Source organism: Corynebacterium sp. KPL2861, from assembly GCF_040225475.1.
Lineage (GTDB): Bacteria > Actinomycetota > Actinomycetes > Mycobacteriales > Mycobacteriaceae > Corynebacterium.
In genome coordinates this window covers 156131-173239 of the sequence record NZ_JBEHFW010000006.1, presented here as the reverse complement: position 1 = coordinate 173239, position 17109 = coordinate 156131, and the positions used below count along the sequence as shown (strand labels likewise).

15 protein-coding genes and 1 pseudogene are annotated in these 17109 nt (G+C 58.9%); 9 read left to right on the top strand and 7 right to left on the bottom strand.

The window, feature by feature from the left end; genetic code table 11:
* Positions 1-184: 184 nt before the first annotated feature.
* Positions 185-706 (bottom strand): YbjN domain-containing protein, encoded by a 522-nt coding sequence (locus tag ABRP84_RS06730; protein WP_023022522.1) that lies wholly within the window; start codon positions 704-706, stop codon positions 185-187.
* Positions 699-1190: a YbjN domain-containing protein gene (locus ABRP84_RS06725; protein ID WP_005283185.1), complete on the bottom strand. Its 492-nt coding sequence runs from the start codon at positions 1188-1190 to the stop codon at positions 699-701. Before ABRP84_RS06725 ends, ABRP84_RS06730 begins: the two co-directional genes overlap by 8 nt.
* Positions 1191-1856: 666 nt before the next feature.
* On the opposite strand from ABRP84_RS06725, the gene ABRP84_RS06720 reads away from it, so the two are divergent.
* Positions 1857-3073 (top strand): IS3 family transposase gene (locus ABRP84_RS06720; RefSeq protein WP_349853098.1). Its coding sequence is split into 2 segments (ribosomal slippage): positions 1857-2118 and positions 2118-3073, totalling 1218 coding nucleotides; the frame shifts between segments, so codons are not numbered across the junction.
* Between the two features lie 137 nt (positions 3074-3210).
* Here the strand turns inward: ABRP84_RS06720 and ABRP84_RS06715 are convergent.
* Positions 3211-3597 (bottom strand): alpha-amylase inhibitor, encoded by a 387-nt coding sequence (locus ABRP84_RS06715; protein ID WP_349853097.1) that lies wholly within the window; start codon positions 3595-3597, stop codon positions 3211-3213.
* Between the two features lie 11 nt (positions 3598-3608).
* On the bottom strand, positions 3609-3905 hold the full coding sequence (locus ABRP84_RS06710; RefSeq protein WP_302521202.1) for a hypothetical protein: 297 nt from the start codon (positions 3903-3905) through the stop codon (positions 3609-3611).
* A 765-nt stretch (positions 3906-4670) separates the two neighbouring features.
* Here ABRP84_RS06710 and ABRP84_RS06705 point away from each other — a divergent pair.
* Positions 4671-4997, top strand: a pseudogene (locus tag ABRP84_RS06705) (transposase); the annotation flags it as partial.
* 3 nt (positions 4998-5000) lie between these two features.
* On the opposite strand, the gene ABRP84_RS06700 reads toward ABRP84_RS06705, so the two are convergent.
* Both ABRP84_RS06700 and ABRP84_RS06695 read right to left on the bottom strand, forming a co-directional pair.
* Positions 5001-5429: an IS3 family transposase gene (locus ABRP84_RS06700; protein WP_349853096.1), complete on the bottom strand. Its 429-nt coding sequence runs from the start codon at positions 5427-5429 to the stop codon at positions 5001-5003.
* Positions 5430-5550: 121 nt separating this feature from the next.
* Positions 5551-5751: a transposase gene (locus ABRP84_RS06695; protein WP_023022506.1), complete on the bottom strand. Its 201-nt coding sequence runs from the start codon at positions 5749-5751 to the stop codon at positions 5551-5553.
* Positions 5752-6503: 752 nt separating this feature from the next.
* Here ABRP84_RS06695 and ABRP84_RS06690 point away from each other — a divergent pair.
* Positions 6504-7001: a 3'-5' exonuclease gene (locus tag ABRP84_RS06690; RefSeq protein WP_023022500.1), complete on the top strand. Its 498-nt coding sequence runs from the start codon at positions 6504-6506 to the stop codon at positions 6999-7001.
* Between the two features lie 39 nt (positions 7002-7040).
* On the opposite strand, the gene ABRP84_RS06685 is transcribed toward ABRP84_RS06690, so the two are convergent.
* Positions 7041-8384 (bottom strand): TIGR01777 family oxidoreductase, encoded by a 1344-nt coding sequence (locus ABRP84_RS06685; RefSeq protein ID WP_349853095.1) that lies wholly within the window; start codon positions 8382-8384, stop codon positions 7041-7043.
* Positions 8385-8529: 145 nt separating this feature from the next.
* Between ABRP84_RS06685 and pyrR the strand changes: the two genes are divergently transcribed.
* Genes pyrR through pyrF form a run of 6 tightly spaced genes read left to right on the top strand, consistent with a single transcriptional unit; the run spans position 8530 to position 16859 of the window.
* Positions 8530-9138, top strand: a complete 609-nt coding sequence (gene pyrR, locus ABRP84_RS06680) for a bifunctional pyr operon transcriptional regulator/uracil phosphoribosyltransferase PyrR (protein WP_284771923.1) — start codon at positions 8530-8532, stop codon at positions 9136-9138.
* Complete coding sequence (locus ABRP84_RS06675) at positions 9135-10091, top strand: aspartate carbamoyltransferase catalytic subunit (RefSeq protein ID WP_005279061.1); 957 nt, start codon at positions 9135-9137, stop codon at positions 10089-10091. Before pyrR ends, ABRP84_RS06675 begins: the two co-directional genes overlap by 4 nt.
* Before the next feature lie 37 nt (positions 10092-10128).
* Entirely contained in the window at positions 10129-11466 is a 1338-nt protein-coding gene (locus tag ABRP84_RS06670; protein ID WP_349853094.1) for a dihydroorotase, read from the top strand.
* A 42-nt stretch (positions 11467-11508) separates the two neighbouring features.
* Positions 11509-12669, top strand: coding sequence for a glutamine-hydrolyzing carbamoyl-phosphate synthase small subunit (carA, locus tag ABRP84_RS06665; RefSeq protein ID WP_349853093.1), 1161 nt, complete (start codon positions 11509-11511; stop codon positions 12667-12669).
* Positions 12670-12694: 25 nt separating this feature from the next.
* Positions 12695-16036, top strand: coding sequence for a carbamoyl-phosphate synthase large subunit (gene carB, locus ABRP84_RS06660; protein WP_284610197.1), 3342 nt, complete (start codon positions 12695-12697; stop codon positions 16034-16036).
* Complete coding sequence (pyrF, locus tag ABRP84_RS06655) at positions 16020-16859, top strand: orotidine-5'-phosphate decarboxylase (protein ID WP_349853092.1); 840 nt, start codon at positions 16020-16022, stop codon at positions 16857-16859. The genes carB and pyrF overlap by 17 nt, the downstream gene beginning before the upstream one ends.
* The last annotated feature ends 250 nt before the right edge of the window (positions 16860-17109 follow it).

Genomic DNA, 17109 nt, shown 5'->3' with positions numbered 1-17109 from the left:
TGAAACGGGCCAACAACTCCAGGCACAACAACACCCTCCTAAAGGGGAAAGTGTTGCAACGACCCTCTGAACTCAAGAAGGGTAAAGGCGTCTAAAAATCCCCGCACCGTCGCCGCGCCCCAGCACGCGAATGCGTGAGGCGGGCGAACTAAGTACGGGGAGACAGGGCCTAGGAAAAGGCAGCTTAATCGTTTCCAGACGGCGCCGAGTTTCCCTCGTCGCCGTTTCCGGCCTTCGCAGCGGTTTCAGATCCGAGCTTGGCCATTTCCTCGGCGGCAGACACCATGGCGTCCTGGCCGTTGATGACGGCGTCGACGGCCTTCTTCAAAGCGGTGGTGAGCTGCTCATCGGTCATTCCGGCCGCGGCGGGAATGTCGCGCTCGGTGCGGACGACGAGCATGTCATCGTGCTCAGAAATAACGGCTCGCGCGCCAAATGCGACAGAGTTGATCTGGTTGGCGGCGAGGAAGAGCCCGGCATCGGCCTTGGAAAATGAGGCATCGGTTGGCACATCGCAGCGCACGATGACAACGGAATCCAAGACCGCAAACATGGTGGGCAGGCCATTGAGGTTGGCGGTGGCGGCGTCGATTTCGCCTTCCACCTTGGTCAGCTCAATATCGAAGGTGCCCATGGCGGCAACGACGCGGTCCAGATCGACCTCGGGCAAGTTGTTTTCGGTGGATGCGGTGGATGCATTAGTCATGGTTATGCTCCTCCCAGGTGACAAGCTGTGGGTAGTGCTCTTCAACAAAAGCCATGGACTGCAGCATGGAGTCCAAGGTGGACATTACGAAGGCACCGATCTGGTTGCGGGACAGGCCATGGGAAATGTTGATTTCGCGCACGCCGGAGACGGCCAGATTATTTTCGGACGACTCAAAAAAGCGCAGGGTGGGCGCGAAGTGCTGTTGGTTCCACTTGTTGAGAACCATGAGCAGTTGTGGGCCCTCCGAGGCTGGGGCATTACCGCGCCAGACGGAGTCCGCCACGAGGACATCGTCACGCACCTGCAGGGCAATAGCGATATTGGAAAAGCCGGTGCGCAGGATCTTTACCGTTTCGCCTTCGCCGACGGTCTGTTCTTCTACGCGGTACTCGAGCTTTTCGGAGTCAAAAATCTCACCGATGCGCTCGAGGGTGACATCCTCAATGGGCGTATCGGGATACAGGGTTGGTTCTTCAGACACGTAAGTAGTCTCAATCCATGTACTAATCGGGGATAATGGTCAACCCTGCCTAGTTTACCTAACTACACCGGCGCTTTCTGGCAAGTGAGTATTGTGGCAGGTCTTATTCACCGTCCGGGCCACAGGCTGAAGTGCGGCCTGACCCCCGGAAAATGGACACGTCGGGGGTTAGGCCCCACCCGAATGTATGTGCGATCCGCGTATAGCTAGCACCGTCAAGGAACATCGCAAGGATCTGTTTGAAGTTAGCCACAACAATGGCCTCTTTCCAAGTAGAAGTTGATGCGACACCAACGAATCGTGGTGTCGCCAACATCAACTATGAAAGAAAAACCCTTGCAGTACCAGGTACCCGTAACCCTGGTACCAACTACGCGGACTCACGGTACCAACTACCCCAAATCCACACAGATACGCAGTGGGATCGATATGATGGGGGTTAGCGGCCATCGCGGTCATATTCCTTTCGAGGATAGGTTGAAGTTGATTCGAAAGGTACCCGTGATGGTCGCCTTGCTGTGCACCGGCACAAGGCTTACCGCGGGCTACAGATACACCACACTAAAGGACACAACCCATTAGGTCCGATAACCTCAACCAACTTGGTGAGGTTACCCTCGTTTGGTGGACACCCGATTAGTGCGGATTTTGTGTCCGTAGGAGAGGATGTTCATTGTGAGTCAACAACGCCAGAAATACACGCCTGAGTACCGGCGTGAAGCCGCAAACCTAGTAATCGAGTCAGAACGCCCGATTGCTCATGTATCCAAAGAAATTGGTGTCGCACCTGGCCTTTTAGGCCGGTGGGTGAAAAATGAGCGTCAACGCCGAGGATCCTCTGATGGGCTAAGCGAGGCGGATCTTCGTGCTGAGAACGCTCGTCTGCGTCGTGAGCTGGCAGAAGCCAAGATGGATAACGAGTTTTTGTCAAAAGCGACAGCCTTCTTCGCCGCAAAGCAACGCGATCAGAAAAGTTCGAGTTAATGCAGCAGGAGAAGGCGAATTTCAGTATCAAGCGCATGGCGCGCTTGTTGAAGGTATCTCGGTCTGGATACTACAAATGGGCCCATATGCAGCAGCAACGCTTATCCGGTAATGATGATCGGACATCTTTTTACGATGATGTTGATCGTAAGATTCATCAGATCTGGAAAGACTCCGATGAGGTCTATGGTGCTCCGCGGATTACCGCAGAACTCGCCGATCGCTACCAGATCAGTGTGAATCGTAAGACTGTGGCTAAGCGGATGCGCCTGATGGGAATTGAAGGGATTTCACCGCGTGCTTTTGTGCCCGTGACAACGATTCAATCTAAACGTAAGTCGAGTCTTCCTGACCTGGTAAAGCGCATGTTTGATACCGGCGAGCTCAACCGGGTATGGATGTCGGACATTACCTACCTGCGCACCGGCGAGGGTTGGTTGTACTTATGCGCAGTTCGCGATGGTCATTCCCGCAGGGTACTGGGCTGGGCTATGGATAGTGTGCAAGATACAAGTTTGGTCGAACGAGCACTGCGGATGGCGCATACGCTGCGCGGTGATGTTCCTGACGGGCTGGTGTTTCACGCTGACCGGGGGACGCAATATACCAGTGAGAAGCTCTGGGAGGTGCGCCGCAACCTAGGTGTTGTTCAGTCTGTGGGGCGTACCGGGGTGTGCTTCGGTAACGCGATGGCCGAGTCGTTCTGGTCGACGCTGAAAACCGAGTTCTACGACCGGAAGCGCTGGCCAACCCGCGATGCTGCCCGCAAGGCCGTTGCCTACTGGATTGAAGTGGTCTACAACCGTCGACGCCGGCACTCCGCCCTCGGGATGGTCAGCCCCGTCGATTTCGAAAACCACACCACCCAAACCAGAAACGAAGAAGAAATAGCTGCCTAACCACTAGGTAGCTTGACTAGGTGTCCACGATTTGCGGGCAACCCCATTGGACCTTGGTTGGGGTTATTTTATTGTCCCAGACCGACCGTGTACGCGACAATCAGACTGACTATACCTATCCTAGATATTCGTGAGCATTAGCAGGAAACAACTCCATCAAACCTTGCTCTGTGGTTGAACCAGCTGCCGAAGTGATGATCGTGCGTTGCGTGAGGTTCGAGATATACGCATTCAGAATCTTTGCCGAAAGCGATTAAGACTTTGATTCCCTGTTTCCCTGGGCAGTTATTTGTTACTTTTACGTTGTCAGCACTTGGCTGGACGTTAACGCAGGTAGCAACCGGGGACGAAGCGGAAAAGAAACTAATTCCGCCCTTAGTTGTGTCGGGGAGAAAACCGTCTGGGTCGACAGAGAGTGGCACGGTGTCCCCAGGTTGATACTGATTATTTTCAGATGCGTGGGCGGTGACGGGGGACACTGCAGTTAGTAAAGTGCAGCCCATTAAAATGAGACCCTTTTCCACGTCATTGACAATCATCCTTTCTGGATATATTCCATAGAATTTAATTTATTCTTTTCGGGAGTTGAGGTAAGGAACATCTCTACGAAACCAGAGCCCTGAAGTATTTCATCCCACTCGATAGATTCTTCATTTCTACTTAAATCAGGGAATCTTCCCCAAAGGCGAACGACGTTTCCTTCGTGAAGTCTAGGGTTAAAGAGGTCGAAGTGGTACCAGAGCTGATTTTCGGGGGAGCCGCTGTTTCTTCCCGCTTGGATGCCGACTCCGGCTAAAATTGTTTCCTCTGGAAGTATGGTGTCTTGAAACATTTGGGTTGATATATTTTTCAAAAACTTGATTTCATCAGTTGTGATAGAAACAAATTGATTGATGACTATTCTCCTAGCGGTAGAAAGCAGTGATTATTCCGACAGGTCGGCCGTCTCCGCTTGCGGGATCTACTCGTTCTGTGGCAACAACCGTCATAACCCTTCCATTGATTGGGTAAGAGCATGTTTTCTTGCCATTTCCTGCATTTAAGCCGCCTTTGCAGTCGGGGGCGTTATGTAAAACTGTGTCAATCTCTGTAGTGGCTGGAACGAAACCGTCGTGACTGTCTTTGATGTGAGAAAGCCCAAAACCAACACTGCCGGGTTCATCTCCTTATCCTACGCGGAGTGGAAGATCCTCGCCTTTCGGACCAATGATTGTTTGGCTGATGGTCCAGTCAATTGGCTAAGCGGCCACTGCAGTGGGGGAAACAAGTAATCCGATAAATGCCGCCAAAATTGGCGGATAAAAATTTCTTTACTTTCACGGGCAACGTCTTTCAAATGTATTTGGAAGATTTGCGACGGGAGAGAATGAAACCTTTGGTGCTGATGTTGGTGTCAAGTGAGGCATGAATCAAAAAGGAAACCCTGTCTCATTAATTATGATGGTCTAACTCTCCGTTTCCCGCAAGACCTTTTTGTGAATGCATAAATTAATTTATGCATTGCTTCAATCGGGCTGCTACTCCGAAAACACAGTAGAACTTATGCCATAGTCTATGGGACTATCGCGACAGCTTTACTGATCCGATTCGCCAGCTGCTGGTGTTTCACGCCGACCGTGAAACCCAATTCACCAGTGAGAAGCTCTGGGAGGTGTGCCGCAACCTAGGCATTGACCAGTCTGTGGGACGTACCGGAGTGTGTTTCGATAATGCGATGGCCGAGTCATTCTGGTCGACGCTTAAAACCGAGTTCTACGACCGTAAGCGCTGGGCAACCCGTGATGCCGCACGCAAGGCCGTTGCCTACTGGATTGAAGTCGTCTACAACCGTCGGCGCAGGCACTCCGCACTTGGGATGGTCAGCCCCGTCAATTTCGAAAATCACATCACCCAAACCAGAAACGAAGAAAAAATCGCTGCCTAACCGCTAGGTAGCTCCACTACGTGTCCACGATTTGCGGGCAACCCCAGACGCGCATGTGGTCTGCGAGCGCATAACCTGCAAGTTTCCGCGAGTAAGTGCCAATAACGGTGGCCAGGCTTGCGCCTGGTAGTGACACATCGGCGGCGCTTGGTAAAGCCTTTGAAATCCCATGGATTTCATGATGCGTGCGACCTTCTTGTGGTTGATCGGGGTAAACGCCGTGTCCTCGTTCAGGCTTGCGGCGATGCGTTTAGCACCATAAAGACCATGCTCATCATCAAAGATGGTTGCGATCCTCGCACCAATAAGACCATCGGAACACATCTTTAACCTGCGCTTTTCACGGGTTTGGACCCATTTATTAAACGAGGAACGATTCAGCTTCAACACCTGGCACATCCGTGTGAGCCGAGTATTCGGTTCGGTGGTCATAGACACACTGGAAGCAGAACTCCCGTGAGTCTGCTTTAAGCAAAATACTTAGCGGCCTTGCGCAGGATGTCGCGTTCTTCGCGCAGTTTAGAGAATTCCTTTTCCAACTGGCGGATGCGTCTCACGATTCATTTGCCGTTTGGGCTTTATCCTGCATGGCTTTTATGCGGGCACGTTTGCCGGTGCCGTACTTCTTGACCCATGAATGCAGCGAGGCTCGGTTGATGCCGAGCTCTGCTGATGCTGCGTTCAGCGAGAGGTCCTCATTGTTTTCATAGAGGGCCACACCGTCGCGTTTGAACTGTTCGGAGTACCTGGACATGGTGGTAGATTACCTTTCTTGCCAGCCCGACTGGGCTGGATATCAGGTGTCCACCAAAAAGGGGTCAGGTCCGTCCTGCAAGCTTGCCGACATGGTCATTGGCATAACTCCGCTCAAGCTCGTGCGCGAAATACTTCGCTTGATGGTTGGAGAGGTGCAGTCCGAAGGAGATACCGGGGTTCTCATGGCGCGTGCTCTCCGGTACAGAATGGTCTGGGCTCTGAATCATAATTTTCCCGATGTAGTGAAACTGCTTGCATGTGTCAGCGTCATTCAACTTTAGCGGGCGGGGCGCGATGGGTGAAACGCTTCCAATAGATTTTGTTTCTATGCGGTGCCGTGTTGAACCCATTCAATTATCTATTCTAACGATCTAGAGTCAGCCTTGGGCCAGTCTTGCTACTCGACTTGTGAAGGTGGTTTGCTAGCGAGGAAGGGGGATTAGTACGTTTATTTGGTTGATAGGCGCTATCAGGATTGAGGGGAGGGTAGGGCTTGACCTCGGAAAGTAAACACACCGGGGTCAGGCCCGATCGGGGATGGATCGAATATGTATATAGCTTGAGTGTGGGGTTAGGTTTATAGGTATTTGTCGAAGCTGTCGGGGTAGGCCACGGCCATTTGGGTGATGGTTTGTTTCCAGCCGGAAACTCGGGCTCCTTCCATGAGTCTGCCGGCTGTCGCTGAGACTCGTTTGGACTGCTCTTTGCCGTCTGGGCTATGCCACCGCGATTCTGGAGGGCACAGAGTGGGTGGACTCCGAAGAGGACGTGGATGAACTCACCGGGTATCACTCGGTGCGCCAGGGCCCTGCGCCCATAGTGGTGCAGTCCTCCCCTAAGGCGGAGGAGGCCGCGGTGCTTGCCGCCCACATTAAGGAATGGACGCAGGGGGAGGAGGACGTCTCCATCGGCGTGCTCACCCGCACCAACCAGCGCGGGGAAGAGATTGCCCGACAGTTGGGCGAGCACGACGTTGCCGTTAGCGCCGGCCGCCGTACCTCGCAGGAGCGCCCGGTGGCCGTGATGACGATGCACAACGCTAAGGGGCTAGAATTTACCCACGTCATCCTGCTTGACGTCAACGCCGAGGCCCTCCCGCAGCGCTATCTGTTCAAGGGGCTGGCACCCGCCGAGGCCGACGAAGCGTTGCAGCGGGAGCGCGCACTGCTCTACGTTGCGGCGTCGCGTGCCCGCGACATGCTCCTAGTCAGCGTGGTCGGGGAGGCATCGGAGCTCTTGCCTGCGTAGGGGCGTTTCGGCCGCCAAGAGTATTGCAATGGCCTGGACTTAGAGCAGGCTTTCGCCGCCGAGTTCGTGCGCCAAGGCGCCGTCGATGGTGGGGTAGCGGAAGGTATGGCCTAGATCCTCCAGCACCTGTGGTTTCACGCGCTGGTCGGCCAAGGCGAGTTCTTGCGCGCCTTGCTTGCCCAAAAGCAGGGCGGGGCCGAATTGGGGGATTGGCAGGATGGTGGGGCGGTGCAATTCGGTTCCCAAGGCGGAGACGAAGTCCTTATTGAGCACCGGGTTTGGTGATACCCCATTGACCGGCCCCACAAGCTTCTCATCCACGATGGTGCGGATATAGACATCGGTGAGATCGTCTAAGGCGACCCAGCTGTACCAAAAGTTGCCGTCACCAAAGGCGCCGCCAAGCCCTGTGGAAAACAGTGCGCGCAAGAGCGGCAGCAGGCCGGAATTGCCGGACATGACGATGCCGGTGCGGATATTGACCACGCGCTTTCCGGCCTCGCGGGCGGGGTCGCAGGCTCGTTCCCAGTCCGCCACGACATCGGCAAGAAAGCCCTCGCCGCGCTCGGCGTCCTCGGAAAGCAGCTCAGCGCCGCGCTCAGAACCGTAAAAGCCGATGGCAGAGGCGCACACCATCGCCTGCACGGAATCGGTCGCGGCGACCAGGCGGGCGAGGTTTTCGGTGGGGCCCACGCGGGAGTCGCGGATATCGGACTTGTGGCTATCGTTGAAGCGCCCAAAGATGGGTTCGCCCGCCAGGTGTACGAGCACGTCGACGCCCTCGAGGAAATCGGGCCGCGGGTGGTGCGGGCGCCACTCGCGCTGGCCTGCCTCCGCCGTGCCGCGCACCAGCGGGATCACCGTGTGGCCCAGGGTTTGTAGCTGCGCGGTCAGCGCGCTGCCCACACTGCCGCGCGAGCCGGTCATCGCGATGGTCAAGGGCTTGTGGCCAAGTTGGCCTTCGCGCAGGCGGTTTTCAAAGGCAATATCCTGGATGAGCTGGTGCTGCCGATAGGCGAATACCGAGGTGAGGGCCGCGGCGGGAATGCGGGTATCTACCTCGTCCGTGATCAGCGTCCCGTCTGGGTGATCGGCAAAACGGTGCGTATGGCGCCACTTGGCAAATTTGCGGATGGGGGCGTTGACGCACACATCGCTGAAACTATAGCCGGCCTGGTAGCGCGCAAGGTCGTGCTGAGCCGTCCACTGCAAACCACCGGGCAGGGCGAGCAGGGAGGTGCCAGTGCCCAGATCGGTGGCCTGCTGCACCGGCTTCAACAAGGTGAAGGGGGCGTTCAGGCGCGTGAGCGCCCCTGGCCGGGTATGCCATTGCCAGACGTGTTCGCGGGAGGCTGGGACTACGTGCTGCGCGGAGAAACTCACTGCGTGATGCACCTCTTTCGGCTAAGCCTCACCCACGGGGTGGGTAAGGTGCTAGAGTAATACGTGTCTATCAGCATAGACGTCTACAAGTTCATTGACAGGCATCCTTTAAGGACCGCACCGTGAGGCGGGGAAGGAGGTCACGATGAGTGGAACTGACGTGAACGCGAACGAATTGGAGCTTTTAAGCGCCGATGATGTCTCGCGTACCGTTGCACGCATCGCGCACCAGATTATTGAAAAGACGGCGCTCGATTCCGCGGAGGCCCCGCGGGTCATTTTGCTGGGCATTCCCTCAGGCGGAGTGCCCCTAGCGGAGCGCCTCGCGCAAAAGATACACGAGTTTTCCGGGGTCCCCGTTCCATGGGGCTCGCTCGACATCACGTTGTACAGGGACGATTTGCGCAATTTCCCGCACCGCGCCCTGCAACCGACCTCCATCCCAGACGGAGGCATCGATAATGCCACGGTCATCTTGGTCGATGATGTCCTTTATTCCGGCCGCACCATCCGCGCCGCCCTCGATGCAGTGGGCGATGTTGGCCGGCCTTCGATTATCCAGTTGGCCGTATTGGTGGACCGCGGTCACCGCGAAGTCCCCATCCGCGCCGATTATGTGGGCAAGAACCTGCCCACGGCGCGGGAAGAAGATGTCTCCGTATATATCCAGGACATCGATGGCCGCGATGCCGTAGTCCTCACCCGCTCTACGTCTGCGGGCGATGCCGCGCAGATAAGGGGAACGCACTCATGAAACACCTCATCGATAGCGCGGAACTATCCCGCGCAGAGATCATCGGCCTGCTGGATGAGGCCGATCGTTTCCGCGAGGCGCTCGATGGCCGCGAGGTCAAAAAACTGCCGACGCTGCGCGGGCGCACGATTTATACGCTCTTTTATGAAAACTCCACGCGCACGCGCTCGTCCTTTGAAACGGCCGGCAAGTGGATGTCCGCTGATGTTATCAACCTCTCGGCGTCGACCTCCTCTGTGAAAAAGGGCGAGTCCCTCAAAGATACGGGCCTGACGCTGGCGGCCATCGGTGCCGATGCCATCATCATGCGCCACCCGTCCTCCGGCGCGCCGCAACAGCTGGCCCAGTGGGTGGACCCAGATGGCAACGGCCCCGCCGTCATCAACGCCGGCGACGGCGCACACCAGCACCCGACGCAGGCCTTGCTCGATGCCGTCACGATGCGCCAGCGACTGGGCCTGCGCGGCGATAATGGCTTTGAGGGCCTGAAGGTAAAGATTGTGGGCGATTGCCTGCACTCGCGTGTGGTGCGCTCCAACGTGGATCTCCTGCACACCTTGGGCGCGGAGGTCACCCTCGTGGGGCCTGCGACCTTGATGCCGTGGGGCGTGGACAAGTGGCCGGTCCGCGTGTCCTATGACTTTGATGCAGAGCTTGCGGATGCCGATGTCGTGATGATGCTGCGCGTGCAGCAAGAGCGCATGGACGGCGGCTTTTTCCCCTCCCACCGCGAGTACGCGCAGCTCTTCGGGCTCTCGCAGCAGCGCGCCGCGGCGCTGCACAAGGACGCCATCGTCATGCACCCAGGTCCCATGCTGCGCGGCATGGAGATTAACTACGCCGTGGCCGATATGGATAAAACCACGGTATTGCAGCAGGTCAATAACGGTGTCCACATGCGCATGGCAGTGCTTTTTACGCTGCTGACCAATGGGGACAACGCCGGGATTTAATTCGGGCAGAGCATAAGCCACGTAAAAGGGAGAGAAAATGACTACGTACCCAGCTACCGGCCGGCTGTCCGCACCGGCCGAAAACCCACTACTGATTAAAAATATTCGCCTGTACGGGGAAGGCGAGCCCACCAACGTCCTCATCCGCGGTGGCGTTATTGACGCCATCGGCCCCGAGGTGCAAGCGGAGGACGCCGAGACCATCGACGGCGGCGGCAACGTGCTGCTGCCAGGCCTGGTTGACATGCACGTGCACCTGCGCGAACCAGGCCGCGAGGATACCGAGACCATCGAGTCCGGTTCCAAGGCCGCGGCCAAGGGCGGGTTTACCGCGGTCTTTACCATGGCCAATACCACGCCGGTCACGGATCAGCCCATCATCGCCGAATCCGTGTGGGCGAAGTCCCAGGCGCTGGGGCTTTGCGATGTCCACCCGGTTGGCTCCATCACCAAGGGCCTAGAAGGCAAGTCCTTGACGGAGTTCGGCATGATGGCGCGTAGCGATGCCAAGGTGCGCATGTTTTCTGATGACGGCAAGTGCGTGCAAAACCCACAGCTCATGCGCCGCGCGCTGGAATACGCCAAGGGAATGGACGTGCTACTGGCCCAGCACGCCGAGGATGACCGCATGACTGGTGGGTCTTCCGCCCACGAGGGCGAAAACGCCGCACGGTTGGGCCTGCGCGGCTGGCCGCGCGTGGCGGAAGAATCCATCGTTGCCCGCGATGCCCTGCTCGCTCGCGATTACGGCAACCGCGTGCACATCTGCCACGCCTCCGCGCAGGGCACGGTGGAGCTCGTGCAGTGGGCGAAAGAACACGATATTCCGCTCACCGCAGAGGTCACCCCGCACCACTTGCTGATGACCGATGACAAACTGCGCACCTACGACGGCCTCTTCCGGGTTAACCCGCCGCTGCGCGAACAGCGCGATACCGAGGCGCTGCGCCAGGCGCTTCTCGATGGCACCATCGACTGCGTCGCCACCGACCACGCTCCGCATGGCTCCGAGGACAAATGCGTAGAATTCGAAAACGCCCGACCGGGCATGTTAGGGCTGGAGTCCTCACTCGCGGTCATCGCCAAGCTTTTTGTGGAAACGGGCTTGGCGGACTGGCGCTTTATCGCTCGCGTCATGTCCGAGCGCCCCGCCGAGATCACGCGCCTTCGAGGCCACGGTCGCCCCTTGGAAGTAGGGGAGCCAGCCAACCTCACCATCGTCGACCCACAACACCACTGGGTATCCGATTCCGCGCAGCTCGCATCCAAATCCCAGAACAACCCATACGCGGGCGAGGAATTTGGCGCGCGCGTCACGCACACCATCTTGCGCGGGTCGGTAACGTTCGATCTGAACGCCGGTACTCAGGACTAACCTTGCACACAGCAACCAATCAAGGCACAGAAAGGCCACGACGTGACTGATAAAACCCCAGCAATCCTCGTCCTTGCGGATGGGCGTACCTTCCGTGGCTACGGCTTCGGCGCGACCGGCACGAGCCTCGGCGAGGCCGTGTTTACCACCGCGATGACCGGCTACCAAGAAACGATGACGGATCCGTCCTATCACCGCCAGATCGTCGTATCGGCAGCACCGCACATCGGCAATACCGGCTGGAACGATGAGGACAACGAGTCTCACGGCAATAATATCTGGGTCGCAGGCCTCGTTATCCGCGATCTTTCCCGCCGCGTATCCAGCTGGCGCGCTGAGCGCAGCTTGAGCGAAGAAATGCAGGCGCAAGGTGTCATCGGCATCCGCGGCATCGATACCCGCACCCTGGTGCGCCACCTGCGCAACTATGGTTCCATCTCCGCGGGCCTCTTCTCCGGCGAGGCCGCCGCCCGGCCCGTCGAGGAACTCCTCGAGGAAGTAAAGAGCCAATCCTCCATGGAGGGCGCGGATCTTGCCGCCGAGGTATCCACCGATAAGCCCTATGTTGTTGAGGCCCAAGGAGAAAAGAAGCACACCATCGTCGCCTTTGACATGGGCGTGAAGTCCGCAACGCCGCGCTACCTCTCCCAGCGCGGCATCGAGACCATCGTAGTGCCGTCAACGACCACCTTTGCAGAAGTTCAGTCCTATAACCCGGATGGCGTCTTTGTCTCCAACGGCCCGGGTGACCCGGCTACTGCCGACGACACCGTTGCCACCATCAAAAAGGTGCTCGCGGCGGACATCCCGTTCTTTGGCATCTGCTTTGGCAACCAGCTGCTCGGGCGCGCGCTGGGCCTAGATACCTACAAGATGAAATTCGGACACCGCGGCATCAACGTCCCGGTACGCAACCTGCTGACTGGCAAGATCGACATCACCTCCCAAAACCACGGCTTCGCGCTGCAGGCGCCAGATAATTACGACCTGGCCGATAAGGACGCCGAATTCGCCTCGGACTTCGGCTCGGCCCACATCACGCATATCTGCTTGAACGATGACACGGTCGAGGGCGTCGCCCTGCGCAATGGCATGGCCTTTTCGGTGCAGTACCACCCGGAATCCGCCGCCGGCCCGCACGATGCCAACCCGCTCTTTGATCAATTCTTAGAGCTCATGGCCAACCACACCCCGAATAAGTAGTCACCCAGGAAAAGGAAGAAATATTATGCCAAAGCGCACTGACATTAATCACGTCCTGGTCATCGGCTCTGGGCCCATCGTCATCGGCCAGGCCTGCGAGTTCGACTACTCCGGAACCCAGGCCTGCCGCGTCCTCAAGGACGAGGGCCTGCGCGTGACCCTGGTGAACTCGAACCCGGCCACCATCATGACCGACCCCGAGTTCGCTGACCACACCTACGTCGAGCCCATCGAGCCGGAATACATCGAAAAGATCCTGGTCAAGGAGTCCGAGGAAGGCCACCCCATCGACGCCGTGCTGGCTACCTTGGGCGGGCAAACCGCGCTGAACGCCGCGGTGCAGCTGGACCGCCAGGGCATTTTGGATAAGTACGATATCGAGCTCATCGGCGCCGATATCGATGCCATCGAGCGCGGCGAGGACCGCCAGAAGTTCAAGGACATCGTGGCCTCGGTAGGTGGGGAATCCGCCCGCTCGGCGGTGTGCCACAACATGGATGAGGTCCACGAGACCGTCGACAAGCTCGGCCTGCCCGTCGTGGTGCGCCCGTCCTTTACCATGGGCGGCCTGGGCTCTGGCCTAGCCTTCAATAACGAGGATTTGGATCGCATCGCCGGCGGCGGGCTTGCGGCCTCCCCGGAGGCCAACGTGCTCATCGAGGAATCCATCCTCGGCTGGAAAGAATTCGAGCTCGAGCTCATGCGCGATGGCGATGACAACGTGGTCGTCGTCGCCTCCATCGAAAACGTCGATGCCCTGGGCGTGCACACCGGTGACTCCGTGACCGTGGCGCCGGCGCTGACGCTGACGGACCGCGAGTTCCAGAAGATGCGCGATCTGGGCATCGACATCATCCGCGAGGTCGGCGTTGATACCGGCGGCTGCAATATCCAGTTCGCCTTGAACCCGGATGATGGCCGCATCATCGTCATCGAGATGAATCCGCGCGTCTCCCGCTCCTCGGCGCTGGCCTCCAAGGCCACGGGGTTCCCCATTGCAAAGTTGGCCGCGAAATTGGCCATTGGCTATACCTTGGACGAGGTGCAAAATGACATCACCGGCGAAACCCAAGCGGCATTCGAGCCGACCTTGGACTATGTCATTGTCAAGGCGCCCCGCTTTGCCTTCGAGAAGTTCCCCGGCGCCGATGACACCTTGACCACCACGATGAAATCGGTGGGCGAGGCCATGGGCATCGGCCGCAACTACATCTCCGGCCTGAATAAGGTGATGCGCTCGCTGGAAAACAAGCCCAACGGGTTCTGGACCAAGCCGGATGAGTATTTCGCGGGCGAGCGCGCCACCGACGTGCAGGCGGTGCTCAAGGATCTCGAGCGCCCCACCGAGGGCCGCATGTACGATATCGAGCTGGCCCTGCGCCTTGGCGCTACGGTCGACGAGGTCCACGAGGCCTCCGGCGTGGATCCATGGTTCATCGCGGAGCTCGAGGGCCTGGTGGAATTCCGCCAGGAGCTTGTTGATGCCCCCGTGCTCACCGAGCAGCTCCTGCGCGAGGCCAAGGTCTTTGGGCTTTCCGATGCCCAAATTGCCGCCCTGCGCCCCGAGTTCAACGGCGAAGACGGCGTGCGCAGCCTGCGCTGGCGCATGGGCATTCGCCCCGTCTTCAAGACCGTCGATACGTGCGCCGGTGAGTTCGAGGCGCAAACGCCGTATCACTATAGCTCTTATGAGCTGGACCCCGATGCCGAAACCGAGGTGCACCCGGCGCCGGAAGGCTCGAAGGGCAAGGTCATCATCTTGGGCTCTGGCCCGAACCGCATTGGTCAGGGCATCGAATTCGATTACTCCTGCGTGCACGCCGCCCTTGAGCTTTCCCGCAAGGGCTATGAGACCGTGATGGTCAACTGCAACCCTGAGACGGTATCGACCGACTATGACACCGCTGATCGCCTGTACTTCGAGCCGCTGACCTTCGAAGACGTCATGGAGGTCTACCACGCAGAGGCAGCCTCCGGCGAGGTCGCCGGCGTGTTGGTGCAGCTGGGCGGCCAAACCCCGCTGGGCCTGGCAGAGCGCCTCGACGCCGCCGGCGTGCCCGTGGTGGGCACCAGCCCCGCGGCCATCGACTCCGCCGAGGACCGCGGCGAATTCGGCAAGGTCCTCGATGAAGCAGAGCTGGCAGCGCCATCGTATGGCACCGCCACCTCCTTCGAGGAGGCCCGGAAGGTCGCAGCCTCCATCGGCTATCCGGTTCTGGTTCGTCCTTCCTACGTCTTGGGCGGCAGCGGCATGGAAATCGTCTACGATGAGCAGTCGCTGGAGAACTATATCGAGCGCGCCACCGAGCTCTCCCCAGACCACCCGGTCTTGGTGGACCGCTTCTTGGACTCGGCCATCGAGATCGACGTCGACGCCCTCTGCGATGGCAACGAGGTCTACTTGGGCGGTGTGATGGAGCACATCGAGGAAGCCGGCGTTCACTCCGGCGACTCCTCCTGCGCCCTGCCGCCGATGACGCTGGGACCAGAGGACATCGACAAGGTACGCGAATCCACGCGCCGCTTGGCCGAGGGCATTGGCGTAAAGGGCCTGATGAACGTCCAGTTCGCCTTGAAGGATGACATCCTTTATGTCATCGAGGCCAACCCGCGCGCCTCGCGCACCGTTCCGTTCGTTTCCAAGGCGACCGGCGTGCCGCTGGCTAAGGCCGCCGCCCGCATCATGATGGGATCCACCATCGCGGAACTGCGGGAAGAAGGCCTCATCCCATCGGCCTACGACGGCGGCTCCTTGCCGCTTGACCACCCGATTGCGGTCAAGGAAGCGGTCTTGCCCTTCGAGCGCTTCCGCCGGCCAGACGGCAGCCTTCTCGATACCCTGTTGTCGCCGGAGATGAAGTCCACCGGTGAGGTTATGGGGCTGGCCACCAACTTTGGTGCGGCCTATGCCAAGGGTGAAATCGCCGCCTTTGCCGTGCCGCCCACGGAAGGCACCATCTTCGTCTCCGTGGCCAACCGGGATAAGCGCACCCTGATTTTCCCCATCCAGCGCTTGGCGCGCATGGGCTACAACATCGTCGCTACCGCAGGTACCGCGCAGATGCTGCGCCGCAATGGCATCGAGTGCGAGGTTGCCGTCAAGGTCTCTGAGGCCAAGGAGGGCGAAGAGTCCATCGTGGACAAGATTTTCAACGGCGAGATTGACTGGATTCTCAATACGCCAGCCGGCTCTGCCGGTGCGCGCCACGATGGCTACGATATCCGCGCCGCAGCGGTGCACATGGGCCTGCCGCTCGTCACGGTGGTCCAGGGCATTACGGCGGCGGTGCAGGGCATCGAGGCGCTGCGCCAGGGTGATTTGCAGGTCCGTGCACTTCAGGAGCTTGAGCATGGCCCACGTAACTAAATCCTTTGGCCAGCGCTTGGAAGGCGCCGGCCGCGAGCGCGGGCGGCTTTGCGTAGGCATCGACCCGCACCCGTACCTCTTAGAGCACTGGGGGCTGGAAAATACCGCAGAAGGCCTGCGCACCTTCAGCCTGCGCTGCGTCGAGGCCTTTGCGGACACCGCTGCCTTGGTAAAGCCGCAGGTGGCCTTCTTCGAGCGCTTCGGCGCTGCTGGCTTTGCGGTTTTGGAAGAAACGCTGGCCGGCCTGCGCGAGGCAGGATGCCTGACGGTAGCAGATGCCAAACGCGGCGATATCGGCTCCACGATGGAAGGCTATGGCGATGCCTGGCTAGGGGAGACCTCGCCGCTGCGCGCTGACTCGGTTACACTTTCGCCTTACCTCGGCGTTGGGGCGCTGGGCGCGGCCATTGCTACGGCGCAAGAAAACAACCGCGGCGTCTTCGTCTTGGCGGCAACCTCTAATCCAGAGGCGCGCGCCATTCAGGCGGTGCCCGCGGGGACTGCGGACTCGATTGCCCAGGCGGTTATCGATGAGTGCGCCGCCTTTAATGCCTCAGCGCTTGAGGCTGGCGTTGCTGGAAGCGTCGGCGTTGTGGTGGGCGCGACCGTCGAGAACCCGCCCCGCTTGGACGCGCTTAATGGCCCGGTGCTGCTTCCCGGCGTCGGCGCCCAGGGGGCGGGTCCCGCGCAGGTGCACTCCATTGTGTCTGCGTGCCCGCAGCTTGGGTTCGCCAATGTCTCGCGCGCCGTCTTGCAACGCGGCCCCCAGGTCGATGACCTGCGCAAAGCGGTAATCGATACCGCGGACCAATTCCGGGATTAGAACACGCGGCGGGGCCAATTAACGGCCGCGCCGTTTACCTGGTATTTTGGTCTAAGCATGTGCGTTGACGTGCTAAAACGAGCGGCCCATCTGGGCCGTTGATCGTCATCGTGTCACTAGCGGTGCTAGGATAATCAGAAGTCGGTGTGCTCGAAGGTTCAGGGTAACTTTCCGCGGTATTTCCATCGCGTTTGGCAACCGGAATCTGGTACCAAGTATCAGAAGTAATAGAAGCAATCTAATGAATCGG

Bases quoted from the DNA above. Each gene is read 5' to 3' on its own strand.
- pyrF (WP_349853092.1), top strand. From the start codon at position 16,020: ATGGCCCACGTAACTAAATCCTTTGGCCAGCGCTTGGAAGGCGCCGGC.
- ABRP84_RS06695 (WP_023022506.1), bottom strand. From the start codon at position 5,751: ATGTCCAGGTACTCCGAACAGTTCAAACGCGACGGTGTGGCCCTCTAT.
- ABRP84_RS06710 (WP_302521202.1), bottom strand. From the start codon at position 3,905: ATGTTTCAAGACACCATACTTCCAGAGGAAACAATTTTAGCCGGAGTC.
- ABRP84_RS06730 (WP_023022522.1), bottom strand. From the start codon at position 706: ATGACTAATGCATCCACCGCATCCACCGAAAACAACTTGCCCGAGGTC.
- ABRP84_RS06700 (WP_349853096.1), bottom strand. From the start codon at position 5,429: ATGACCACCGAACCGAATACTCGGCTCACACGGATGTGCCAGGTGTTG.
- ABRP84_RS06675 (WP_005279061.1), top strand. From the start codon at position 9,135: ATGAAACACCTCATCGATAGCGCGGAACTATCCCGCGCAGAGATCATC.
- carB (WP_284610197.1), top strand. From the start codon at position 12,695: ATGCCAAAGCGCACTGACATTAATCACGTCCTGGTCATCGGCTCTGGG.
- ABRP84_RS06670 (WP_349853094.1), top strand. From the start codon at position 10,129: ATGACTACGTACCCAGCTACCGGCCGGCTGTCCGCACCGGCCGAAAAC.
- pyrR (WP_284771923.1), top strand. From the start codon at position 8,530: ATGAGTGGAACTGACGTGAACGCGAACGAATTGGAGCTTTTAAGCGCC.